We start from the raw sequence: 22,329 nt of genomic DNA on the forward strand, positions 1-22,329 counted from the left end.
TCAGACCGCCACGGTTTCGCTGCGCAGCAGGTTGGCCGGCAAGCCGAAGGCGGCCGGTCCGCCGACTGCCGTGATGGCCTTGCGCACGAAACGGTCATCGACCAGGTCGCGCGCGGCGAATTTCGGATCGAGATTCGCCAGGAAGCGCGTATCGCCCTCCACCTTGGTGCGGCCGATGGCGCGCACCAGTTCTTCCGTGTACGAGGCGAATGGATAGGGCTGGAAGTCGATGCGGCGCTGCTGCCAGTTCTTGTGCACGATCAGGCCCTGCTTTTCATAGCCGGCGTAATCGGTGGTGGCCAGCACCTTGGTCAGCACCTGCAGCGGATGGGGCGTGTAGCGGTGCTCGCCCACGTTCGACAGCAGCTTGGCCGTATCGACCTGGTTCGAACGCGTCCACAACTGCGCCTTGACGATGGCGTTGGTGACCTTTTGCGCCCATTCCGGGCGCGTGTTGATGTCGCGCTCGGACAGGAAGGTGACGCAGCACGCATGGTTTTTCCACACGTCGCCCGAGAAGCGAAGGATCTTGCCGATGCCGGCGTTTTCCGCCGCCGCATTGAAAGGCTCGGCCACGATGTAGCCGGCAATCGACTTGCTGGCCAGGGCCGAGACCATTTCGGCCGGCGCCAGCACGATCAGGTTGACTTCATTCGGCTTGATGGCCGCGTTGCGCGCGCGCGTGACCGGCGTCAGGCCATTCGAGGACAGGATCTGCTGCAGCAGGATGTTGTGGATCGAGTACCAGAATGGAATCGCGACCGTGCGTCCGCCCAGGTCGGAGACCTTGTTGATCTCGTTGGCCACGGTCAGCGCGGAGCCGTTGACGTGGTTCCAGGCGACGACTTTCGCGGGGAACTTGGCGCCGTAGCGCACCCACAGGGTGGCCGGCGACAGCAGGTGGATGACGTTGACCTGGCCGGCGACGAACGCTTCGATGATCTGCGCCCAGCTACGGAACAGGCGCGGCGTTTCCGCCTGCAAGCCTTCCGCCTCGAACAGCTTGCGGGCGTGGGCGACGAGCAGCGGGGTGGCGTCGGTGATCGGCAGGTAGCCGATTTTTACGGGCTGGTCATCGCCTTTCGGGCCTTGCTGGGCCATGGCGTCGCCGGCGAACAGCAGGGGAGAGGCGACGCTGGCCGTGGCCAGGGCCGACATGCGCAGGAAGTCGCGCCGCGTCAGGCCGCAGTCGCAATCGGAGGAGGCGCAGATATGCAGGGGTTTGTTATCGTGTGGGAGGGACATGAAGGTTCCAGTAAAGTGCATTAGTGGGCGGCGTGGGCCTGATCTTGCTGTTGCAGCGCTTGCAGGGCGTCGAGGATGTCCATCTTGAGGGCGATGACGTCGGCGCTGTGGCCGATGCGCGGCTGGTCGATGGCGACGGACCATTCGCGCACGATGTTGCCCGGCTTGCCTCCCATGAGCAGGATGCGGTCGGCGACGAGGATGGCTTCGTCGATATCGTGCGTGACCAGCAGCACGGCCGTGTGCCAGCGGTGCACCACGTCGACCAGCAGCGACTGCATCTCGGCGCGGGTGATGGCGTCGAGGGCGGAAAACGGTTCGTCGGCGAACAGCAGTTCCGGTTCGCGCGCCAGCGCGCGGGCCAGCGCCACGCGCTGCGCCATGCCGCCCGACAGCGCGGACGGATACAGTTTTTCGCGGCCCTTCAGGCCCACCGCTTCGATGGCTTGCGCCACGCGCGCCTCGTGCGCTGCGCGCGTGAGCTGCGGCTGGTGCTTGAAATCCAGACCGAAACCCGCGTTGCCCGTGACGTTCAGCCAGGGCAAAAGGCTCGCCTGCTGGAACACGAGGGCGCTGCGCGGGTCCGGTTCGCGCATGGGCGCATCGAGGAATTGAATGGCGCCCGTCGATGGCGGCTGCAGGCCGGCCAGCACGCGCAGCAGGCTCGATTTGCCGCAGCCGCTGCCGCCCAGCAGGCAGACGATCTCGCGCTTGCGCACGCCCAGCGAGACGTGCTGGAACACGGGCGCGCTGCCCGCATAGGAAAAGCTCAGGTCCTGCGCCTGCAAGGCCCAATCAGCAACGCTCATGCCGGGGCTCCCGCTGCCGCCTGCTGGCTGTCGAACAGCTGCAAGGCCGATTGCAACTGCGTCAGGCTGGGGGTGACGATGGGGATGAACGACGATTCGCGCCAGCGGCGGGCAAAGCCCTGCTGCTCGGCGTTCAGGTAGGCGCGCCCGCCCATGGCTTGCAGTTCCAGCATCAGCGCCTGCTGCAGCACGTCGGCCAGTTGTATGCGCAGGCGGAACATGGCCGGCGCCTGCGTCTTGAAGCGGCCGTCGTGCACGCCGGCCAGCAGGGTGGCGACTGCGCTTTCCAGTGTCGCTTGCAGCGCTTCGATGCGTGGCGTGAGCTGGTTGCGCGAGCCGGCCGAGATTTGCGCCGCCTTTGCCAGGCTGGCGCGCGCCAGGCCGATCGACAGGCCGCATTGCATGCCGAGGAACGATGGGCGCACCTGTGGCAGCCAGGCCGGCGCGTTGTCGCTGATGATGTCCGCGGCGGGGATGTGCACCTGCGCCAGCTTGACGGAAGCCGTATTGCTGCCGCGCAGGGCAATCAGGTCCAGGTCATCGCTGCGCTTGACGCCCGCCGTGCCGCTGTCGAAGGCGACGATGACGGGGGGCGCGCCGTCGTCGGGCGCCACGGCGGCCGCCGCGACAAAGCCGGCCTTGCGCAAGTTGGTCACCCAGGCCAGGCCGCCGTCGACGAGCAAGCCGTCATCGTGGCGCGCGCCCGTGATTTGCAGCTGTTCGATGCCGGACAAGAATTTCATCGCGTTCGACAGACCGCTGGCGCCTGCCTGCGTGCCGGCCAGCAGGCCGGGCAAACGGCGCTCGGCCAGTGCGCGGTTCTCGCTTTGCAGCAGGAATTCGATGAAGCAGCGCTGGCCCCAGAAGACAAAGGCCGCCGTCACCGATTGCTCGGCCACTTTGGCGATGGCCTCGATGGCGTCGCGCACGTCGCCGCCCGCGCCGCCGTGTTCCTGCGGTACGCCGATGGCCAGCAGCTTGTCGCCGGCCAATGCCGGCAATACGGTTTCAGCCAGCTCCGGCGATTGGTCGAGCTGGTCGGCATGCATGTGCAGCCAGTGAGTGAGGTTCGCCATGTCAGACGGCGCCAGGCAGGTAGGGGGTCAATTGCGGATTGACTGGCGTGCCGGCCAGGCTGTTGGAGAAATTGCACAGGGTGGCCAGGCTGATGCCCAGCACGACTTCGAGCGCCTGCTGTTCGTTGTAGCCGGCGGCCAGGAAGGCTTGATATTCGGCGTCGCTGACGGCGCCGCGCGTGGCGATGACGGCCGTGGCGAAGGCGGCGACGGCGTCGAGCTTCGTATCGCCCGTCGGCTGGCCGTGCTGCAGGGCACGCACCGTGTCCGGTGTCTGGCCCGCTTTTTTCAGCGAGATGGCGCTATGGCCGGCGATGCAGAAATCGCAGCCATGGATGCGCGCGGCCGTGATCTGCACCACTTCGCGCTCCATCAGGGTCAGGCTGGCGCGCGCATTGATGCCGGAGACGGTCAGATAGGTTTCCAGTGCCAGCGGGGCATTGGCCAGCACGCCGATCAGATTGGGCAGGAAGCCATTGTTGGCGATGGCCTTTTCCACGAAGGGGCGGCTGTCGGCCGGGGCGGTATCGAGAGTGTGCAGCGTCAGACGGGACATGGGGTACCTTGCTAAGTTAGTAAGTCACCCGGTCATTATATCGGCCATGCCGTGCACGCAACAGACGTCAGCGTCGTCCTTTTGTGCTCGTTCGTCTGCGATTGTGTGATCCTTGATTCCGGCAGGCTCTTAGCTGGCCAGCTGGCGCAATCGCTGGTCGCGCCGGTAGGCGCCCGGCTGCTCGCCCGTGACCCGCTTGAAGGCGCGCGTAAAGGCGGCGTGCGAGCGGTAGCCCACCAGTTCGGCGGCGCGTTCGACGGAGACGCCGTCGTGCAGACGCCGCGCGGCGATCTTCATGCGCAGCAGGAGCAGGAACTGGGCCGGCGAGTGGCCGCTGGCGCTGGCGAAATGCTTGCAGAAGCTGGCGCGCGACATGCACGCTGCCTTGGCCATGTTCTCGATCGACCAGTCGTCGGCAGGGGCGTCGAGCATGCGTTCGAGCAGTGGCGAAAATGCGGGCTGGTGCAGCAGCGACAGCAGGCCGGCCGCCACCTGCTCGCCCTGCGCCACATGGCGGATCAGGTAAAAGAACAGCAGCTCGACCAGGCGCGCGATGAGCGGCGACGGTTGCTCCGGATCGCCGCCTGCTTCGGCGAGGATCAGGTCGAACAGCGCGGCGGCGGCGCTGAAGGCGGGCGCGTCGCCGCGTATCAGCAGATACGGCGGGAACGAGTCGACGATCAGCGCGGAGAGGGCGCCGCGAAATTGAAAGAAGCCGCAGGCCAGCGCCGTCGCCGGCTGCTGCGTGGGCGTTTGCAGCGGCAGCATCGCTTGCGCGCTCGCCGCCTGCAGCGGATCGCTGTGGGGACTGAGGAAGTGCGGCAAGTCGCGCAGCAGGAAGACGCCGTCGCGCGGGCCGAGCGCAATGGGCGCCGCGCCGTCGAGGTGCAAGTAGCAATGGCCATCGAGCACCAGGTGAAAGCTGCCCAGTTCCCGGCCCGCCGTGGAAGCGCGCCAGCGGCCGCAGTACTGGCCCACATGCAGGACGGCGGTGTCGAGTTCCAGGCTGCCGAGCAGCCAGCGCGCCAGTCTGTCGGTATCAGGATGCATGGGATCGCAAAGGCAAAAGCTCCATCATACGGGCCAGACGCGGCAAGGCCAACGACCGATTTCGACTAAGCATATGCGCGCCAAGCTTGGCGCTTACTGCTTGCCGCCGTGCTGCTGGAACGCGGGGCAGTCGACTTGCAGCAGCGAGCGGTCTTCCAGGCACACGGCCGAGAGTTTCCCGCCCCAGACGCAGCCGCTATCGAGTCCGATCAGGTGCGGCCGTAGTAGCAGTCCCAGCGCCGACCAGTGGCCGAAGACGATGGTGTCGCCGGCGCTGCGCCGGCCCGGCACGTTGAACCAGGGCAGCAGGCCGGAGCCTGGCGGCGGGCTGCCGCTTTCCTTCATCTTGAAATCCATCACGCCGTCCGGCGTGCAAAAGCGCAGCCGCGTCATGGCGTTGACGATGCAGCGCAGCCGGTCGGCGCCCTGCAGGTCGTCGCGCCAGGCGGCCGGCTCGTTGCCGTACATGGTGCGCAGGAACGCCACCCAATCGTCGCTGCGCAGCATGGCGGATACCTCCCCGCTCAGGGACAGGGCCTGGGCCGCGCTCCATTGCGGCAGCAAGCCTGCATGCACGAGCACATGGCCATCGTGTTCCAGTGCCAGTGGCCGCTGGCGCAGCCAGTTGATCAACTCCTCGCGGTCGGGTGCATCGAGGATGTCGGCGAGGGTGTCGGACGCATGCTCGGGCCGGATGCCGTTGGCCACGGCCAGCAAGTGCAAGTCATGGTTGCCCAGGACGCTGTCGGCCAGGCCTTGCTGCGCCAGGGCGTGCACGTGGCGCAGGGTGGCCAGCGAGGCCGGGCCGCGATTGATCAAGTCGCCCGCGAACAGCAGGCGGTACGGACCGCCCGCTGCCGCCTGGATCCGTTCGATCAATTCGACGGTTTGTGCATGACAGCCTTGCAGATCGCCGATAAAGTAAGTTTTCATATGTGCCGGGGTGAAGTGAACTACGCGCCTGCATTATAAGCATGCCCGCCCTTTGGCGTCGGGGCATTTCTGGCAGGTGCCCGATTGCGCGCATGGCCGGCGGGAAGAAAAACGCGGGCGCCGATTATGCCGCATGGGAATTTGATTCAGCGGTATGTCACGCTGCCGTATAGGAATACTAATCCGCCGGCATGCCGTTCAGGCACGCGGGAATGCCATTTAATTCATGGTTATTCATTTTTCATGCGTGCGTCCGGTATATTCTTCATTTAATCTTAATGTTGGCCCGCCAAATAAATCGAGGGCCGTGATTCAATTGATGATGGATTATGCGTTGGTGCACAGATATTTATGCAATGTAGTATATTCCACGTGATTTTATTATTTAAATGAATATAAAGGATGTACCAATGGATCTGTCTACGATGACGATGCTGGAATTGCGCAAACTGGAAGATAATGTCAAACAGGAATTGAACAGCCGCGAGCGCCAAGACTTGAACAAGGCGCGCGAACAGATCATGGCCATCGCGCAGCAAGCCGGTATTCCGCTGAAACAGCTGATACTCGATGGCTTGCACCCGCGCACGGGCAAAGTCGCGGTGCGTTACCGCCATCCTGAGAATGCGGCCGAGCAATGGACAGGCCGTGGCCGTCAGCCGCTGTGGGTCAGGCAGTGGGTGGAATCGGGCAAGTCGATCGATCTGCTGCGCGTATAATTCGGTATACTCTTGGCGTAGTGGCAAGCCGCCAGCCGCGCGCTGCACCTTGCCAGGCACCTTATTGACCCTACTTATACCGGCCACACCATGCTCCCATTGTCCAGAACGATCTTCAAGGCCTACGATATTCGCGGCATCATCGCTAAAACCCTCGATGCCGGCGTGGCCCACAAGATCGGTCAGGCATTTGGCCAGGCCGCCCTGGCCAAGGGCGAGCAGCGGGTCGTGATCGGCCGCGACGGCCGTCTGTCGGGACCGGAATTGACGGCGGCGCTGGCGCAGGGCTTGCAAGCGGCGGGCGTCGACGTGATCGACCTGGGCGTGGTGGCCACGCCGATGGTCTACTTCGGCACGAATGTGCTCGACACGCGCTCCGGCATCATGGTCACGGGCAGCCACAATCCGCCCGACTACAACGGCTTCAAGATGGTGCTGGCCGGTGAAGCGATCCACGGCGAGGCGATCCAGGCGCTGTACCACAGTATTGTCGCGCACGACGGCAGCGACAGTGCCAAGCCGGGCACCTATGCCACGCACGATATCCGCGCCGCCTACCTGGCGCGCATCCTGGGCGACGTCAAGCTGGCGCGCCCGATCAAGATCGCCGTCGACTGCGGCAATGGCGTGGCCGGCGCATTCGCGGGCGACCTGTTCCGCGGCATGGGCTGCGAAGTCATCGAACTGTTCTGCGAAGTCGATGGCCACTTCCCGAACCACCATCCGGACCCGGCGCACCCGGAAAACCTGCAGGACCTGATCCGCTGCCTGGCCGAGACGGATGCCGAAATCGGCATCGCCTTCGACGGCGACGGCGACCGCCTGGGCGTGGTCACCAAGGATGGCCAGATCATCTACCCTGACCGCCAGATGATGCTGTTCGCGGCCGACGTGCTGACCCGCCACCCTGGCGCGCAGATTTTGTACGACGTGAAATGCACGCGCCACCTGGCGCCGTGGATCAGCAAGCATGGCGGCGTGCCGCTGATGTACAAGACGGGCCACTCGCTGGTAAAAGCCAAGCTGCGCGAAACGGGTGCGCCGCTGGGCGGCGAAATGAGCGGCCATATCTTCTTCAAAGACCGCTGGTACGGTTTCGACGACGGCCTGTATTCGGCCGCGCGCCTGCTCGAAATCCTCACGCGCGAAGCGGATCCGTCGGCTTTGCTGAATTCCCTGCCGCAGTCCGACAGCACGCCGGAACTGCACCTGGAGCTGAAGGAGGGCGAGAACGTCGCGCTGATGGACATGCTGCGCCGCGACGCCGTCTTCCCCGGCAATGAACAGATCATCACCATCGACGGCTTGCGCGTGGAATACGCGGACGGCTTCGGCCTGGCCCGCTCGTCGAACACCACGCCAGTAATCGTCATGCGCTTCGAAGCGGAAACGCCGGCAGCCCTGGCGCGCATCCAGGGACAGTTCAAGAGCGTGATCCTGGCCGCCAAGCCTGACGCCGTGCTGCCGTTCTGACAGCATGGCCGCTCAACCAGGCGCGCAGGCGCCCTTGAAAATCCTGCTGGTGCGCGTGTCCTCGCTGGGCGACGTGCTGCATAACCTGCCGATGGTGGCGGACATCGCCCGCCATTTCCCGAATGCGACCATCGACTGGGTGGTTGAAGAGGGCTACACCAGCCTGGTGCGCCTGAACGCGCGCGTCAATACCATTTTCCCGTTCGCGCTGCGGCGCTGGCGCAAGAGCCTGGGCAAGAAAGAGACGCGCGCGGAAATCGCCGCCTTCTTCCGCAGCCTGCGCCAGACGCGCTACGATTATGTGTTCGATACCCAGGGCTTGCTCAAGACGGGCATCATCATGGGCGCCGCGCGCCTGGCGCCGGGCGGACAGAAGGTCGGCCTGGCCAATGGCAGCGAAGGCTCCGGCTACGAAGGCATCTCGCGCCTGTTCCACACCAAAAGCATTCCGCTCGACCCGCGCACGCACGCGGTAGCGCGCGGCCGCCTGGTCGCTGCCGCCGCACTCGGCTACACGATCGACACGCCGGCCGATTTCGGCTTGCCGGAAGTCTCGCGCAACGAGCCGCGCCCGGACTGGATGGGCGAAGCTCCCTACTGCGTGTATTTCCACGGTACGGCGCGCGACGCCAAGAAATGGGCGCCGGAAAACTGGATCGCCCTGGGCCGTGCCTTGGCGCCGATGCCGATTTTGCTGCCCTGGGGTTCGCCCAGGGAAAAGGCGGGAGCCGAACAACTGGCGGCCGGTCTGCCGAACGCGCGCGTGCTGCCGAAACTGTCGATGGACGACGCCACCCTGCTGGCGCGCCACGCGGCGCTGGTGATCGGCGTCGACACGGGCCTGACGCATATCGCGGCCGCCTTCGTGCGCCCGACGGTGGAAATCTATGCCGATTCTCCGCTGTGGAAAACGGAAGGCAACTGGTCGCCGAACATCATCAACCTGGGCGACAAGGGTACGCCGCCCGGCGTGCCGGAAGTGCTGGCCGCGGCACAACGCCTGCTGGCCGAACATCCTCCCGCCTGACTTCAACCGCCTGACCTTAACATTCAACAATCATGCGACTTCTTTATACCCTTGCCTGGTGGCTGGCCTTGCCCCTGGTGCTGGCGCGGCTGTGGCTGCGCGGACGCCAGGAACCCGGCTACCGCCAGCACTGGGGCGAGCGCCTGGGCTTTTACGGCCGCCAGCCGACAACGGCTACAGACACCATCTGGCTGCACGCCGTCTCCGTCGGCGAGACGCGCGCGGCCGAGCCGCTGATCGATGCGCTGCTGGCCGCCTGGCCCAGGTGCCGCATCGTCCTCACGCACATGACGCCGACGGGGCGTGCGACGGGCAAGGCGCTGTTCGCCAAACACGGCGCGCGCCTCGTGCAAAGCTATCTGCCCTACGACACGGGCGCCATGCCGGCCCGTTTCATCCGCCATTTCACCCCGCGCATCTGCATCCTGATGGAGACGGAAGTGTGGCCGAATCTGATCCACCAATGCACTCGCTACAAAGTGCCCGTGGTGCTTGCCAACGCGCGCTTGTCGCAGCGTTCGCTGGGCAAGGCGCAGCGTCTGGGCAAGCTGATTGCCGATGCGGCGCGCGGCATCACCCTGGTGGCGGCGCAGACGCAGGACGACGCCGATCGCGTGCGCCAGCTGGGCGTGCAGGACGTGGTGGTCACGGGCAGCATCAAGTTCGACGTCGTCGTGCCCGAGGCGGCCCTGGCGACGGGGGCAGCGCTGCGCGCCGCCATCGGTGCGCGCCCCGTGCTGCTGTGCGCCAGCACGCGCGAAGGCGAAGAGCAGCTGATCCTCGATGCATATATCCGCGCCAGCTTGCCGGCGCATGCGCTGCTGCTGATCGTGCCGCGCCACCCGCAGCGCTTCGACGAGGTGGAAAAATTGATCGCGGCGCACGGCCTGGCCGTGCAGCGCAGGTCCGGCCTGGCGCAGGACGATACCGTTGCGGCGGGCACGCAGGTGCTGCTGGGCGACTCGATGGGCGAGATGTTTGCATATTACGCGGCCTGCGATTGCGCATTCGTTGGCGGCAGCCTGCTGCCGCTGGGCGGGCAAAACCTGATCGAACCGGCGGCCCTGGGCAAGCCCGTGCTGATCGGCCCGCACACCTTCAATTTCGCGCTGGTCACCGAGCAGGCGATTGCCGCCGGCGGCGCCGCGCTGGTGGCGGATGCCGATGCGCTGATGGCGCAGGCATCTGCCTTGCTGCAGGATACCGCGCGTTTATCGTCGATGGGTCAAAAGGCGCTGGCCTTTGCCAACCAGCACCGGGGCGCCACGCCGCGCACCATCGCGGCGATTCAACCTTTATTGTTGGTTTAATTCCGGGGTCAGACCCGCCGGGTCTGACCCCAGCTTTGCGCCGTTTGGTCGGAGTACCGTTAAAACAACACCGGCAGTTCTTGCGAGCGCTTCCTTAATGCCTGCTTGGCCCCATCGTAATCGGGATAGATCGATTCCACGGTGGCCCAGAAGCGGGGGCTGTGGTTCATTTCCAGCAGGTGCGACAGTTCGTGCGCCACGACGTAATCGATCAGCGGCAGGGCGAAGTGGATCAGGCGCCAGTTCAGGCGGATCTTGCGCTCGATGGTGCAGCTGCCCCAGCGCGTGCCGGCCGACGACAGCGACAGCGAATCGTAGCGCACGCCCAGCTTGTCCGCATACAGGTCCAGGCGCGCCTCGAACAGCTGGCGCGCCTCGTGCTGGAACCAGCCCTTCACTTTTTCCTTCAATTGCTGCTCGCTGCCCGTGGGCGTGACCCACACGTGCAGCTCATTGGTATCGCGCTGAAAGCTGGCGCGGTGGCGCGGCGCCTGGTGCAATCGCAAGGTGATCTCGCCACCGAGGTAGGGTAGCACGGCGCCATCGACCCATGCCACGGGCGGGCGCTGCTGGCGCTGTACCTTGCGCTCGCCCCGTTCCAGCAGTTTCGAGACGATCCAGCCTTGCTTGGCGCGGATGGCGTTGTCGATTTCGGCCAGGGTGACGCGCTTGGGCGCGGTGACGCGCAAACCGTTATCGTCGATCATGAAGCCGATGGAACGGCGCGTGGAGCGGCGCAGGGCGAATTCGACGAGGTGGCTGCCCAGCTGCAGCTGGCGCAGCGGCGGGCCATCGGCGGAGCGTGGCGGGGAAGGCAGGGGAGGCGGGGCAGGGCGAACGATGGGCGGCGCTGGCGCCACTACCGGTGGGGCCACGGGCGGCGCTGGCGGTGCCGTGGGGCGCACCGCCGGGGGCGTGCTGGTCGAGACGTCATGCGCGAACAAATCCAGTTGCTGGTCGCCGACCTTGATGGTCTTCATCTGCTGGCGCAGTGTCGGCTCCTGGATGACCGCGCTGATGCCGTCTAGCCAGCGTTGTAGGCGTGAGGCGAAATGACGCGCATTTCTGATTCTATCCAATTTTCCACCTGTTGCATCATGCTGTCCGGGGTTTGCCCTTCCGGCGAAATCGGTTTGCCTATCGAGACGGTGATCAGTCCCGGGCGTTTGAGGAATGACTGCTTGGGCCAGCACTCGCCTGAATTATGCGCAATCGGCACCACTACGGCGCCCGTGGCGATGGCCAGACGCGTGCCGCCGCTCTTGTACTTGCCCGCCTGGCCCACGGGAATGCGGGTACCTTCAGGGAACATGATAATCCATTGGCCATCGGCCAGGCGGCGCTTGCCATGTGCGACCACGCTCTTGAACGCATGCTTGCCCTGCTTGCGGTCGATGGGGATCATGCGCAACAGCGCCATGGCCCAGCCGAAGAAGGGGATGTACAGGATCTCCTTCTTGAACACATATACGAGCGGACGGGGCAGGCTTGGCAGCAAGAAGATGGTTTCCCATGCCGACTGGTGCTTCGACAGCACGATGGCCGGCGCGTCCGGGAAGTTCTCGGCGCCCTTGACTTCATAGCGGATGCCGCAAATGACCTTGGCGCACCACAGGATAAACACATTCCAGCGCGAGGTGACCCAATAGCGCTTGTTGTAGCTCAATGGCGCGGCAAAAAAGCACACGCAGGCCCAGACGATGGTGGCCACGATCATGATGATCATGAACAGCAGTGATCGCAGGAACAGGGAAATATTACGCAATGCGGTTCTCCGAAGATTAGATACTGAATGCCACGGTGGGCGCCGGTGCGGCGGGCGCCTTGAGCAGGTGGTTCACGACGGCGGCCAGGTCGGGGAAGACCTGGGTGCCGGGCGGCAGGCCACCCGTCTCGTTGGTTTTTTCGCCCTTGCCCGTCAAGACCAGGTAGGGCACGCAGCCGCTGATGAAGCCGGCCTGCAGGTCGCGCAGCGAATCGCCAACGGTGGGCACGCCTCGCAGGCTGGTGTTGTAACGCTGCGAGATTTCATGGAACATGCCCGGTTTCGGCTTGCGGCAGTCGCAATTGTCCGCGCCCGCATGCGGGCAAAAGAAGATGGCGTCGATATCGGCGCCCACCTGCTGCGCCAGGGTGTGCATCTTCTGGTGGATCGCGTTGAGCACCGTCATGTCGAAGTATTCGCGCGCGATGCCGGACTGGTTCGAGGCGACGACGACGCGATAGCCGGCCTGGTTCAGGCGGGCTATCGCTTCGAGCGAACCGGGGATGGGCAGCCATTCGGCCGGCGACTTGATGAAGTCCGGCGAGTCATGATTAATGACGCCGTCGCGGTCGAGAATAATCAGTTTCAGCGCCGGAGTGCCCATTATGCCGCCAGCTTGGAAATGTCGGCCACGCGGTTCATCATGCCGTGCAAGGACGACAGCAAGGCCAGGCGGTTGTTGCGCAGGGCGACATCCTCGGCCATCACCATCACGTCGTTGAAGAAGCCATCGACGTCATCGCGCAGCTGCGCCAGGGTTTGCAGGGTGCTGGTGAAGTCGCCCTTGGCGAAGGCCGCGTCGACTTCCGGCTGCACGCGCGAGACGGCGGCGGCCAGTTTTTTCTCCGCCTCGTCCTGCAGCAGCGCCACGTTGACGCCGCCGGCGGCGACCTGGCTCACGGCTTCCTCGTTCTTTTTCAGGATGTTCGTGATGCGCTTGTTGGCCGCTGCCAGCGAGGCGCTTTCCGGCAGCGCGGCAAACGCCTGCACGGCTTCCAGGCGCTGCACGATGTCGTCCAGGCGGTCGGGATTCTGCGCCACGACGGCTTCGATTTCATTCGGCGAGAAACCGCGCTCGCGCAGGATGCCGCGCAGGCGGTCCAGCATGAAGGTGGTCACATCCGCGACGGGGTCCTTGAAGCCTGGCACCGACGCGAACTGCGCGGCGGCGTCAAACAGCAAGCCCTGGATCGACAAGGGCAGGCGTTTTTCCAGCAGCATGCGCAGCACGCCCAGGGCGTGGCGGCGCAGCGCGAACGGGTCCTTGTCGCCTGTCGGCGCCAGGCCGATGGCCCAGATGCCGACCAGGGTTTCGAGCTTGTCGGCCAGGGCCACGGCGGTGCCGGTGGCGATCGATGGCAGGCTGTCGCCGGCAAAGCGCGGCTGGTAGTGTTCGGAGGCGGCCAGCGCCACTTCTTCCGGTTCGCCGTCATGGCGCGCGTAGTACGTGCCCATGATGCCTTGCAGTTCGGGGAATTCGCCCACCATGTCGGTCAGCAGATCGGCCTTGGCCAGCAGGGCGCCGCGTTCGGCCAGTGCCACGTCGTAGCCCAGCTTGGCGGCGATGGCGCCGGCCAGCGACTTGACGCGCTCTGTGCGGGCCGCTTGCGTGCCCAGCTTGTTGTGATAGACGACGTTGGCCAGCAGCGGCAGACGCGATGCCAGCGTTTTCTTCTTGTCTTGCTCGAAGAAGAACTTGGCGTCGGACAGGCGCGGGCGCACGACGCGCTCGTTGCCGCCGATGATGTGCTCGGGCGTGTCCGTCTCGATGTTCGAGACGATCAAAAAGCGCGAGCGCAGCTTGCCTTCGCTGTCCGTCAGCGCGAAGTATTTCTGGTTCGTCTGCATCGTGAGGATCAGGCATTCCTGCGGCACGGCCAGGAATTCTTCCTCGAAGTGGCACTCATACACGACCGGCCATTCGACCAGGGCCGTGACTTCATCGAGCAGCGCTTCGGGCATCAGCACCTGGTCGGCGCCGGCCTTGTCCAGCAGCTGGGCGCGGATGCGCTCCTTGCGTTCCTCGTTGCTGGCGATGACGCTGGCGTTGAGAATCAGCGACGGCGCATAGTTTTCCGCGTGCGCGATGGTGATCGGTTCGCCGTCGGTGAGGAAGCGGTGGCCCAGGGTGGTGCGGCCGGCCGTCAAGCCCAGCAGGGTCAACGGCAGGATATTGATGCCGTGCAGGGCGATCAGGCTGTGGGCCGGGCGCACGAATTGCACGGTGGTGCCGTCCGGGCGCTGATAGCTCATCAGTTTTGGAATCGGCAGCTTGGCGGCCGATTCCGTCAATGCGGCCTGCGCCCCTGTGGCGAGCTGGCTGCCCGGCGCCGTGTAGGTGTAGAAGAAGCTTTCCGCCTTGCCGTCGGCGGCGCGTTCCAGCTCGGCCACCGTCAGATCGGGGAAGCCCAGCGCGGCCAGTTTCTTGGCCAGCGGCGGCGTGCCGTTGCCGTTCGCGTCCAGCGCCACGGAGACGGGCAGGACTTTTTCGCGGATCGATTTGTCGGGCGAGACTTCGCGCACGTTGGTGATGGAGACGGCCAGGCGGCGCGGCGAGGCGTAGCTGGTGGCGACGCTGTCGGCTTCCAGGAAGTCGCGCGATTTCAGGCCGTTGACGATGCCGGCCGTGAAGGCGGCGCCCAGTTTGGCCAGCGCTTTCGGCGGCAGTTCTTCGGTCAGCAGTTCGATGAGCAGTGTTTGGTTCATGGTGTTCTTGTCAGGTACGGCGGTGTGGAGGCTCGAATTAGGCGGCGGCTTGGTCTGCGGCGGGCAGCATCGGGAAACCGAGGCGTTCGCGCGAGTCGTAATACGCTTGCGCCACCAGGCGCGACAGGGTGCGCACGCGGCCGATGTAGGCGGCGCGTTCCGTCACCGAGATGGCGCCGCGCGCGTCGAGCATATTGAAGCTGTGCGAGGCCTTCATGATCTTCTCGTAGGCGGGCAGGGTCAGCTGCAGCTCGATCAGGCGCTTCGCTTCCGCTTCGTAGTTGCCGAACTGTTCGAACAGCAGGTCCGTATTCGCGTGCTCGAAGTTGTAGGTCGATTGCTCCACTTCGTTCTGGTGGAAGACGTCGCCGTAGGTCAGTTTTTTCGTAATACCGTTTTCTTCCCACTCGGTCCACACCAGGTCATACACGTTTTCCACGCCCTGCAGATACATGGCCAGGCGTTCGATGCCGTAGGTGATCTCGCCCAGCACGGGCTTGCAATCGAGGCCGCCCACTTGCTGGAAGTAGGTAAATTGGGTCACTTCCATGCCGTTCAGCCAGACTTCCCAGCCCAGGCCCCAGGCGCCCAGGGTCGGGCTTTCCCAGTCGTCTTCGACGAAGCGCACGTCATTCTGCTTCAAGTCCAGGCCCAGCGCGGCCAGCGAACCCAGATACAGGTCGAGGATGTTTTCCGGCGCTGGCTTGAGCACCACCTGGTACTGGTAGTAGTGCTGCATGCGGTTCGGGTTTTCGCCATAGCGGCCATCTTTCGGGCGGCGCGACGGCTGCACATACGCGGCGCGCCACGGTTCCGGGCCGATCGCGCGCAGGAAGGTGCCGGTGTGGAAGGTGCCGGCGCCGACTTCCATGTCGTAAGGCTGGAGCAAGGCGCAACCTTGCTTGTCCCAATAGGTTTGCAAGGTCAGGATAATTTGTTGAAATGTGAGCATCGTATGAGTTCGCCGCGCGGGAGGCTGCGCTTTGTTAAGGTTTGCTTGAAGCCCGCACGCTGCTAACAAGCGCGTCCGGGCCGGGGTTTTGCTAATTTTAGCGGTTTTTACGGGCCCACTGTGACTCTTCGGGCAATATCGGCCGCTTATTGCTGCACGGCGCGGCCACGGCGGGCGGCGCGCGACAGCAGGAAGGCCGTCAGCAGGGCCAGCGCGGCCAGGGCCAGCACCAGTTTGTTGCCGTACAGAATGTATGGCGTCATGCCGCCCATGCCCTGCACCTTGGCCGCCAAGGTCGCTTGCTGCTCCGGCGGCAGCAGGCTTTGCACCACGCCCTTGCCGTCGATGACGGCCGTGGCGCCCGTGTTCGTCGAGCGCAGCATGGGGCGGCCCGTTTCCAGGCTGCGCATCTGCGAAATCTGCAGATGCTGGGGGATGGCGATCGAGTCACCGAACCAGGCCAGGTTCGAGATATTGAGCAGCACGGACGCCGACTGCTTGCCGTGGCGGTGGGCGCTGGCCAGCTGGCCGGCGATTTCCTCGCCAAACAAGTCTTCGTAGCAGATATTCGGCAGCACCAGCTGGTCGCGTACCTGCAGCGGCGCCTGCACCTCGGCGCCGCGGCCCATGTCGCCCAGCGGGATGGCCATCATGGCGACGAACCAGTGCAGGCCGGGCGGCACGAATTCGCCGAACGGCACCAGATGGTGCTTGCGGTACTGGTAGTAGGGACCGCCCGCGCCGTTGGGGGAAATCCCCACGGCCGCATTGTAGAAGCGCTGCTGCTCGTCGAGCACGGGCATGCCGACCAGGATCGTGCTGCCCGTCTGCTGTGAATACGTCGCCAGGCTATCGAGATAGCCGGGCGGCAGCTGGTGCGGCAGCACGGTGACGGCCGTTTCCGGCGTGGCGATCAGGTCGGCCGGCGCGCTGGTGATGGCGCTCTGGTACATCTGCAGGGCCCCCAGCACGAAGCCGGGGTCGAATTTCTGCTGCTGCGGCACGTTCCCCTGCAGCAGGCGCACCGTGATGGGGCGCCCGACCGGGTGGGTCCAGTTCACGTATTGCAGGCCAGCGCCGGCCGCGTACAGCGCGACCACGCCGCCCAGCGCGCTCCAGCGCGTGCGGTGCCGGGGGTGGACCAGCAGCAGCAGGGCGCCGGCGGACAGCGCCGCCAGCCAGCCCAGGCCGTACGATCCGACGATGGGGGCAAAGCCGCCCAGCGGGCTGGCATTGTGGGCGTAGCCGGTGGCCAGCCACGGGAAACCCGTAAACAGCCAGCCGCGCGTCCATTCGAACAGGGTCCACGTGGCGGGCAGCACCAGCAAGGTCATGGCGGGCAGGGACAGCACCCAGCGCTGGCGCAGCCAGGCGGCCACGCCCATGGCCAGGGCCACGTAGATGGCCATCAAGAGGGCCAGCAAGGCCACGGCGATGGCGGCGATCGGCGCGGCCATGTCGCCATAGCGGTGCATCGAGATGTACAGCCAGTGCGTGCCGGCCGCGCACCAGCCGAAGCCGTAGGCCCAGCCGATCAGTGCACCGGCCTTGACGTTTGCCGCGCGCAGCACCTGGTAGAACAGCACGCCCAGGCTGAGGATTTGCAGCGGCCAGTAGCCGAAAGGGGCGAACGCCAGCACGGCGACGGCACCGGCAACAAAGGCAGTCAGCATGCGCGCCCAGGTGCTGCGGGGCGGTTTGGCGGGGGCGTTGGGGTCGGCGCGTCTGAAACGCATTTACAGCACGCGCATGTCAGAGTTCCAGTTCCGGCACATTGGGCAGGCGCTCGACGAGCAGCACGTGCACCTGGCGCGCATCGGCGCGCAGCACCTCGAAGCGCAAATTGCCCAAGTCGAAGATGTCGCCCTTGTGCGCCATGCGGCCCAGGTACTTCGAGACCAGGCCGCCGATGGTGTCGACGTCGTCGTCGACCAGGTGGCTGCCCACTTCTTCGTTGAACTGTTCGATCTCGGTCAGCGCCTTGACCCTCCAGCGGGGGCCGAACTGGCCTTCCTTGAGCGAGAGGATATTGTCCTCGGCTTCGTCGAAGTCGTATTCGTCCTCGATATCGCCGACGATCTGTTCCAGCACGTCTTCGATGGTGATCAGGCCGGCGACGCCGCTGTATTCATCGACGACGATGGCCATGTGATTGTGGTTGGCGCGGAAATCGCGCAGCAGCACATTCAGGCGTTTCGATTCGGGGATGAAGATGGCGGGGCGCAGCATGTCACGCACGTCGAAAGTTTCTTCTGCGTAATAACGCAGCAAGTCTTTCGCCAGCAGGATGCCGATGACCTTGTCGCGCTCGCCTTCGATCGCGGGGAAGCGCGAGTGGGCGGTGGACAGGACTTCCGGCATCCATTCCTCGATCGGCTTGCTGATGTCGATGACATCCATTTGCGAACGGGGAATCATGATGTCGCGCGCACAGAGATCCGACACCTGGAACACGCCTTCGATCATCGACAGGGCGTCGGCGTCGATCAGCTTGCGTTCATGCGCATCGTGTAGAACTTCGAGCAATTCTGCACGGTTCTCTGGCTCGGGGGAAATGAGTGCGGTCAGGCGTTCAAACAGTGACCGGTGGGGCTTGACGTCAGTTCTGACGCCACTAGGGTGCTCGGGCATAGGAGGCGTGAGCCGTTGTTGCGAAGGGATATAGGATACACCAAAAGTGGGGGAATACCGGATTTCCCCGCTTTTGATGCAAATTTAATACGTTGAAGTGCGCCGTTGCGCGATCTTTTACGCCGCTTCCGGGCCCAGCACGCGCGCGCGCAAGTGCGCCACGTCGGCCTGCCAGTCGGCAAAGTGTTCGCTGTCCTGCCACAGCTGGCGCAGTTCCGACGCTTCGGCCGTGATCTTGTCGAAGGCCAGGCGCGCCTTTTCCAGCAGCGGCGGCGTGACTTTCTTCCTGCAGGCGGCCACCCATTCGTCAACCTCGGCCGTGGCCGGGTCGTCCTCGCCCGGCTTGCCCAGCAGGCGTGCGATCACTTCCAGCGCGGCCAGCGCCTCGGCGGCGAACGGCGCTTCCAGTTCTGCTTCCGTGCTGTCGATGACGTTGTCGAGCGTCGTCTCGACCAGTTCAAGAGTTTTATATTCGTGCAAGTCCTGCGCCCAATCCATGGCGTAGTCGTTGCCGAAGGCGTCAGTGGCCCAAGTGCCCATAGTATGTCCTTGTGTGCGCGCGTTGGCGCTATTTGTACGTAGGTCAGATTAGCGCAGCGTAATCTGACACTGTGGTGCTCCGGTTACGTTGATGGATGTTGTCGGCTTACGCCCTGCGGGCTAACCCGACCTACCCGACCTACCGACCGCCCCAATCTGCGCGGTTTATTTTGGGTCCGCGTACGGATCGGCAATGCCGAGTTTGGCCAGGATCTCCGTCTCCAGCCCTTCCATTTCGCTAGCTTCCTCGTCATCCATGTGGTCGTAGCCCTGCGCATGCAGCACGCCGTGCACGATCAGATGGGCCGTGTGCTCTTCCACGCTCTTCTTTTGCTCGGCCGCTTCCTTTTCCAGCACGTCCGTGCACAGGATGATGTCGGCGCGCGTCGGCTCGTCGTCATTCAACTCTTCGCCTTCGTTGTAGGCGAATGTCAGCACGTTGGTGGCGTAGTCCTTTTCGCGGTAGTCGCGGTTCAGGCTGCGGCCTTCTTCCGCGTCGACGAAGCGGATGGTGAATTCGGCCGGGGCGAACAGGGCCGCCTTGACCCAGCGGCGCACTTTCGGGCGCGTGATCAGGGTTTCCAGACGGGCATCCGGGTATTGCACGGACAAGGACAGTTTATTTTTTTCGGACATTTTTGGCGGCGGCTGGTTTCAATAAGGAGGGCAGGTGGGCGGCGTCGGCATTGGCCGCCTGCGCCGTTTCATAAGCGTCGACGATGCGCGCGACAAGCGGATGGCGTACCACGTCGGTGCTGTTAAATTGCGTGAAGCCGATACCGCGTACGTCTTTCAATACGTGCACGGCGTCGATCAGGCCGCTTGTCTGGCTCTTGTGCAGGTCGACTTGCGTCACGTCGCCCGTCACCACGGCCTTGCTGCCGAAGCCGATGCGCGTCAAAAACATCTTCATCTGTTCGACGGTCGTGTTTTGCGCCTCGTCGAGGATGACAAACGCGTGGTTCAGGGTGCGCCCGCGCATGTAGGCCAGCGGGGCGATCTCGATCACCTGTTTTTCAAACAGCTTCTGCGTGCGGTCAAAGCCCAGCAAATCGTACAGCGCGTCGTACAGGGGGCGCAGGTAGGGGTCGACCTTTTGCGCCAGGTCGCCCGGCAAAAAGCCCAGGCGCTCGCCCGCTTCGACGGCGGGGCGCGTCAGGATGATGCGCTTGACGGCGTCGCGCTCGAGCGCGTCGACGGCGCAGGCGACGGCCAGGTAGGTCTTGCCCGTGCCGGCTGGACCCACGCCGAAGCTGATGTCGTGTTCGAGGATGTCGCGCAGGTAGGCGATCTGGTGCGGCGTGCGTCCGCGCAGGTCGGAGCGCCGCGTTTTCAGCACGGGGCTGGCGATGTCCGGTTCCACAAAAGTGCTGGCGGGCGCGTTGGCGTGGTGTTCCGAGGCGGCGGACAGGCCCGCGCGCTGTTCCACCAGGGCCAGTTGCACTTCTTCCAGCGGCACGACCTTGTTGGCGATGGCGTAGAACTGTTCGAGGATTTCCACGGCGCGTTCGGCATTGCTGCCGCCGACGATGAATTTCTCGCCGCGGCGGAAAATCGTCACGTCGAGGGCGGCGGAAATCTGGCGCAGGTTTTCATCGAGCGGTCCGCACAAATGCGCCAGGCGCGTGTTGTCGAGCGGCTCGGGGATGAAGTAATGCGGCTGTATCGGGGCTTTGGTTTTCAACTGGCTCTTTTCAATGCGGGGGCGCTGGCGACAAGTTCGCCGCGCAGGGTGTAGGAATGGCTTTCGGTGATGCGCACGTCGACCAGCTGGCCGATCAATTGCAAACCGTCCGGGCCGGCGTCGAAATTGACCACGCGGTTGTTCTCGGTGCGGCCTTGCAGCTCGCTATCGTCTGTATCCTTTTTGGAGCGGCCTTCGACGAGGATGGTTTGCACCGTGCCCACCATGGCCAGGCTGTATTTGCGCGTATTGGCGTCGATGGCCGCCTGCAGCTGCTGCAGCCGGGCCAGCTTGATCTCGTGCGGCGTGTCGTCTTCCAGGCTGGCGGCCGGCGTGCCGGGGCGCTTGCTGAAGATGAAGCTGTAGCTGTTGTCGAAGCCCACGTCCGCGATCAGCTTCATCATGGCGTCGAAGTCGGCCTGCGTCTCGCCAGGAAAGCCCACGATGAAGTCGGACGAAATGGCCATGTTCGGGCGCACGGCGCGGATGCGGCGGATGATGGACTTGTATTCGAGGCCCGTGTAGCCGCGCTTCATGGCGCCGAGGATCTTGTCGGAACCGTGCTGCGCCGGCAGGTACAGATGGTCGACCAGTTGCGGGATCTTCGCGTAGGCGTCGATCAGGCGCTGCGTGAATTCCTTCGGGTGGCTGGTGACGAAGCGCATGCGTTCGATGCCGGGAATGTCGGCCACGTATTCGAGCAGCAGGGCGAAGTCGGCGATCTCGCCGCCTTCCATCGCGCCCCGGTAGGCATTCACGTTTTGCCCCAGCAGGGTGATTTCCTTGACGCCCTGGGCGGCCAGGCCCGCCACCTCCGTCAGCACGTCCTCGAAGCGGCGCGACACTTCCTCGCCGCGCGTGTAGGGCACGACGCAGTAGCTGCAATATTTGCTGCAGCCTTCCATGATGGAGACGAACGCCGAAGCGCCTTCCACTTTGGCCGGCGGCATGTGGTCGAACTTTTCGATTTCCGGGAAGCTGATGTCCACTTGCGCATCGCCGCTGGCGCGGCGCAGTTCGATCATCTGCGGCAGGCGGTGCAGGGTTTGCGGGCCGAACACCATGTCGACATACGGCGCGCGCTTGACGATGGCGTCGCCTTCCTGCGAGGCCACGCAGCCGCCCACGCCGATCAGGAGGTGCGGCTTGGCCAGTTTCAGCTCGCGCAGACGGCCCAGGTCGGAAAACACTTTTTCCTGCGCCTTTTCGCGCACGGAGCAGGTGTTGAGCAGGATGACGTCGGCGTCTTCCGGCGTGTCGGTGCGCACCAGGCCATCGGAGGCGCCCAGCACGTCGGCCATCTTGTCCGAGTCATACTCGTTCATCTGGCAGCCGAAGGTTTTAATGAATACTTTTTTCTGCATGGAGTCGGGCGCTTATCGGTAAATGTGGCGGCAAACAAGATGGGTGGGCAGGATGCTGCGGCGCAGGGGGCCGCTCAGGGTTGGGCGCGGTGGGTGACCGGCCGGGCGCCTCTGGCTGCCCGGTGGCAGGCTCGCTGCAAGTTCAGGCCATAGTTTAGCGTAAATCGCCGGCACGGGCCATGTCGTGCTGATCTTGCCGGCAAGGTTGCGGTGTGAACAAGGCGCCCGGAACGGCGATGCTGAAAAGCATTTATTGCTGTACGGCACCATTGATTTGTAACAAGTTGCTGCAAAGCCTTGTGTGCGCCCGCTGGCATCCTAATGTGTTGAAATAGCATCGTTGCCAAGCCAACCAGCAGATTGATTGATATTTAACAATCAGGAAGTTTGCGCGAGGCGCAGATGCTGCGTGTTTGGACTAGTATATTGTCTTATATGCAATTCATTTTGGTGGGTTGCAGTGCTTTTACTCACGCGGCAAGTTGCGTA

At 64.3% G+C, this 22,329-nt stretch carries 21 protein-coding genes; 4 read left to right on the forward strand and 17 right to left on the reverse strand.

Features of this window, described 5'->3' with window-relative positions:
• The 6 genes from IGS60_RS02310 to IGS60_RS02335 all read right to left on the reverse strand — a co-directional run bounded on the left by IGS60_RS02310 (position 1) and on the right by IGS60_RS02335 (position 5,669).
• Positions 1 to 1,245, reverse strand: coding sequence for an ABC transporter substrate-binding protein (locus IGS60_RS02310; protein WP_070222116.1), 1,245 nt, complete (start codon positions 1,243 to 1,245; stop codon positions 1 to 3).
• Between the two features lie 20 nt (positions 1,246 to 1,265).
• Positions 1,266 to 2,054, reverse strand: coding sequence for an ABC transporter ATP-binding protein (locus IGS60_RS02315; RefSeq protein WP_086137046.1), 789 nt, complete (start codon positions 2,052 to 2,054; stop codon positions 1,266 to 1,268).
• The gene (locus tag IGS60_RS02320; protein ID WP_230502127.1) at positions 2,051 to 3,130 is read right to left on the reverse strand and encodes an acyl-CoA dehydrogenase family protein; all 1,080 of its coding nucleotides are present in this window, start codon (positions 3,128 to 3,130) and stop codon (positions 2,051 to 2,053) included. The genes IGS60_RS02315 and IGS60_RS02320 overlap by 4 nt, the downstream gene beginning before the upstream one ends.
• Before the next feature lies 1 nt (position 3,131).
• On the reverse strand, positions 3,132 to 3,686 hold the full coding sequence (locus IGS60_RS02325; protein WP_070222110.1) for a carboxymuconolactone decarboxylase family protein: 555 nt from the start codon (positions 3,684 to 3,686) through the stop codon (positions 3,132 to 3,134).
• Between the two features lie 129 nt (positions 3,687 to 3,815).
• Positions 3,816 to 4,736, reverse strand: a complete 921-nt coding sequence (locus IGS60_RS02330) for an AraC family transcriptional regulator (RefSeq protein WP_070222108.1) — start codon at positions 4,734 to 4,736, stop codon at positions 3,816 to 3,818.
• A 93-nt stretch (positions 4,737 to 4,829) separates the two neighbouring features.
• Positions 4,830 to 5,669 (reverse strand): symmetrical bis(5'-nucleosyl)-tetraphosphatase, encoded by an 840-nt coding sequence (locus IGS60_RS02335; RefSeq protein ID WP_070290470.1) that lies wholly within the window; start codon positions 5,667 to 5,669, stop codon positions 4,830 to 4,832.
• 410 nt (positions 5,670 to 6,079) lie between these two features.
• On the opposite strand from IGS60_RS02335, the gene IGS60_RS02340 reads away from it, so the two are divergent.
• The 4 genes from IGS60_RS02340 (at position 6,080) to waaA (ending at position 10,198) form a co-directional block, all read left to right on the forward strand.
• Positions 6,080 to 6,388: an H-NS family nucleoid-associated regulatory protein gene (locus IGS60_RS02340; protein WP_070290469.1), complete on the forward strand. Its 309-nt coding sequence runs from the start codon at positions 6,080 to 6,082 to the stop codon at positions 6,386 to 6,388.
• Between the two features lie 90 nt (positions 6,389 to 6,478).
• On the forward strand, positions 6,479 to 7,861 hold the full coding sequence (locus IGS60_RS02345) for a phosphomannomutase/phosphoglucomutase (RefSeq protein WP_230502129.1): 1,383 nt from the start codon (positions 6,479 to 6,481) through the stop codon (positions 7,859 to 7,861).
• A gap of 4 nt (positions 7,862 to 7,865) precedes the next feature.
• On the forward strand, positions 7,866 to 8,888 hold the full coding sequence (gene waaC / locus IGS60_RS02350) for a lipopolysaccharide heptosyltransferase I (RefSeq protein WP_230502132.1): 1,023 nt from the start codon (positions 7,866 to 7,868) through the stop codon (positions 8,886 to 8,888).
• A gap of 32 nt (positions 8,889 to 8,920) precedes the next feature.
• Complete coding sequence (gene waaA / locus IGS60_RS02355) at positions 8,921 to 10,198, forward strand: lipid IV(A) 3-deoxy-D-manno-octulosonic acid transferase (protein WP_230502134.1); 1,278 nt, start codon at positions 8,921 to 8,923, stop codon at positions 10,196 to 10,198.
• A 59-nt stretch (positions 10,199 to 10,257) separates the two neighbouring features.
• Here waaA and IGS60_RS02360 read toward each other — a convergent pair whose 3' ends face one another.
• From IGS60_RS02360 to miaB, 11 genes are all read right to left on the reverse strand, one after another.
• On the reverse strand, positions 10,258 to 11,178 hold the full coding sequence (locus tag IGS60_RS02360; protein WP_230502136.1) for a M48 family metallopeptidase: 921 nt from the start codon (positions 11,176 to 11,178) through the stop codon (positions 10,258 to 10,260).
• A 44-nt stretch (positions 11,179 to 11,222) separates the two neighbouring features.
• Positions 11,223 to 11,963, reverse strand: coding sequence for a 1-acyl-sn-glycerol-3-phosphate acyltransferase (locus IGS60_RS02365; RefSeq protein ID WP_034746739.1), 741 nt, complete (start codon positions 11,961 to 11,963; stop codon positions 11,223 to 11,225).
• 16 nt (positions 11,964 to 11,979) lie between these two features.
• Positions 11,980 to 12,567 (reverse strand): D-glycero-beta-D-manno-heptose 1,7-bisphosphate 7-phosphatase, encoded by a 588-nt coding sequence (gene gmhB / locus IGS60_RS02370; protein WP_083287342.1) that lies wholly within the window; start codon positions 12,565 to 12,567, stop codon positions 11,980 to 11,982.
• Positions 12,567 to 14,669, reverse strand: coding sequence for a glycine--tRNA ligase subunit beta (gene glyS / locus IGS60_RS02375; RefSeq protein WP_230502138.1), 2,103 nt, complete (start codon positions 14,667 to 14,669; stop codon positions 12,567 to 12,569). The genes gmhB and glyS overlap by 1 nt, the downstream gene beginning before the upstream one ends.
• Positions 14,670 to 14,706: 37 nt before the next feature.
• Positions 14,707 to 15,621, reverse strand: coding sequence for a glycine--tRNA ligase subunit alpha (gene glyQ / locus IGS60_RS02380; RefSeq protein ID WP_070290459.1), 915 nt, complete (start codon positions 15,619 to 15,621; stop codon positions 14,707 to 14,709).
• 146 nt (positions 15,622 to 15,767) lie between these two features.
• A complete protein-coding gene (gene lnt / locus IGS60_RS02385; protein ID WP_230502139.1) occupies positions 15,768 to 17,357 on the reverse strand; it encodes an apolipoprotein N-acyltransferase in 1,590 nt (529 codons plus the stop codon).
• 16 nt (positions 17,358 to 17,373) lie between these two features.
• The gene (locus tag IGS60_RS02390; RefSeq protein ID WP_034746750.1) at positions 17,374 to 18,252 is read right to left on the reverse strand and encodes an HlyC/CorC family transporter; all 879 of its coding nucleotides are present in this window, start codon (positions 18,250 to 18,252) and stop codon (positions 17,374 to 17,376) included.
• Positions 18,253 to 18,369: 117 nt separating this feature from the next.
• On the reverse strand, positions 18,370 to 18,792 hold the full coding sequence (locus IGS60_RS02395) for a DUF4259 domain-containing protein (RefSeq protein WP_070290454.1): 423 nt from the start codon (positions 18,790 to 18,792) through the stop codon (positions 18,370 to 18,372).
• A 165-nt stretch (positions 18,793 to 18,957) separates the two neighbouring features.
• On the reverse strand, positions 18,958 to 19,428 hold the full coding sequence (gene ybeY / locus IGS60_RS02400) for an rRNA maturation RNase YbeY (protein WP_230502140.1): 471 nt from the start codon (positions 19,426 to 19,428) through the stop codon (positions 18,958 to 18,960).
• On the reverse strand, positions 19,412 to 20,476 hold the full coding sequence (locus tag IGS60_RS02405) for a PhoH family protein (protein WP_034746759.1): 1,065 nt from the start codon (positions 20,474 to 20,476) through the stop codon (positions 19,412 to 19,414). The genes ybeY and IGS60_RS02405 overlap by 17 nt, the downstream gene beginning before the upstream one ends.
• On the reverse strand, positions 20,473 to 21,840 hold the full coding sequence (gene miaB / locus IGS60_RS02410; protein WP_070310193.1) for a tRNA (N6-isopentenyl adenosine(37)-C2)-methylthiotransferase MiaB: 1,368 nt from the start codon (positions 21,838 to 21,840) through the stop codon (positions 20,473 to 20,475). Before miaB ends, IGS60_RS02405 begins: the two co-directional genes overlap by 4 nt.
• Positions 21,841 to 22,329: the final 489 nt, after the last annotated feature.

The sequence above is a fragment of the Janthinobacterium sp. FW305-128 genome (assembly GCF_020858135.1).
Classification (GTDB): domain Bacteria; phylum Pseudomonadota; class Gammaproteobacteria; order Burkholderiales; family Burkholderiaceae_D; genus Janthinobacterium.

Bases quoted from the DNA above. Each gene is read 5' to 3' on its own strand.
- IGS60_RS02310 (WP_070222116.1), bottom strand. From the start codon at position 1,245: ATGTCCCTCCCACACGATAACAAACCCCTGCATATCTGCGCCTCCTCC.
- IGS60_RS02315 (WP_086137046.1), bottom strand. From the start codon at position 2,054: ATGAGCGTTGCTGATTGGGCCTTGCAGGCGCAGGACCTGAGCTTTTCC.
- IGS60_RS02320 (WP_230502127.1), bottom strand. From the start codon at position 3,130: ATGGCGAACCTCACTCACTGGCTGCACATGCATGCCGACCAGCTCGAC.
- IGS60_RS02325 (WP_070222110.1), bottom strand. From the start codon at position 3,686: ATGTCCCGTCTGACGCTGCACACTCTCGATACCGCCCCGGCCGACAGC.
- IGS60_RS02330 (WP_070222108.1), bottom strand. From the start codon at position 4,736: ATGCATCCTGATACCGACAGACTGGCGCGCTGGCTGCTCGGCAGCCTG.
- IGS60_RS02335 (WP_070290470.1), bottom strand. From the start codon at position 5,669: ATGAAAACTTACTTTATCGGCGATCTGCAAGGCTGTCATGCACAAACC.
- IGS60_RS02340 (WP_070290469.1), top strand. From the start codon at position 6,080: ATGGATCTGTCTACGATGACGATGCTGGAATTGCGCAAACTGGAAGAT.
- IGS60_RS02345 (WP_230502129.1), top strand. From the start codon at position 6,479: ATGCTCCCATTGTCCAGAACGATCTTCAAGGCCTACGATATTCGCGGC.
- waaC (WP_230502132.1), top strand. From the start codon at position 7,866: ATGGCCGCTCAACCAGGCGCGCAGGCGCCCTTGAAAATCCTGCTGGTG.
- waaA (WP_230502134.1), top strand. From the start codon at position 8,921: ATGCGACTTCTTTATACCCTTGCCTGGTGGCTGGCCTTGCCCCTGGTG.
- IGS60_RS02360 (WP_230502136.1), bottom strand. From the start codon at position 11,178: ATGAAGACCATCAAGGTCGGCGACCAGCAACTGGATTTGTTCGCGCAT.
- gmhB (WP_083287342.1), bottom strand. From the start codon at position 12,567: ATGGGCACTCCGGCGCTGAAACTGATTATTCTCGACCGCGACGGCGTC.
- glyS (WP_230502138.1), bottom strand. From the start codon at position 14,669: ATGAACCAAACACTGCTCATCGAACTGCTGACCGAAGAACTGCCGCCG.
- glyQ (WP_070290459.1), bottom strand. From the start codon at position 15,621: ATGCTCACATTTCAACAAATTATCCTGACCTTGCAAACCTATTGGGAC.
- lnt (WP_230502139.1), bottom strand. From the start codon at position 17,357: ATGCGTTTCAGACGCGCCGACCCCAACGCCCCCGCCAAACCGCCCCGC.
- IGS60_RS02390 (WP_034746750.1), bottom strand. From the start codon at position 18,252: ATGCCCGAGCACCCTAGTGGCGTCAGAACTGACGTCAAGCCCCACCGG.
- IGS60_RS02395 (WP_070290454.1), bottom strand. From the start codon at position 18,792: ATGGGCACTTGGGCCACTGACGCCTTCGGCAACGACTACGCCATGGAT.
- ybeY (WP_230502140.1), bottom strand. From the start codon at position 19,428: ATGTCCGAAAAAAATAAACTGTCCTTGTCCGTGCAATACCCGGATGCC.
- miaB (WP_070310193.1), bottom strand. From the start codon at position 21,840: ATGCAGAAAAAAGTATTCATTAAAACCTTCGGCTGCCAGATGAACGAG.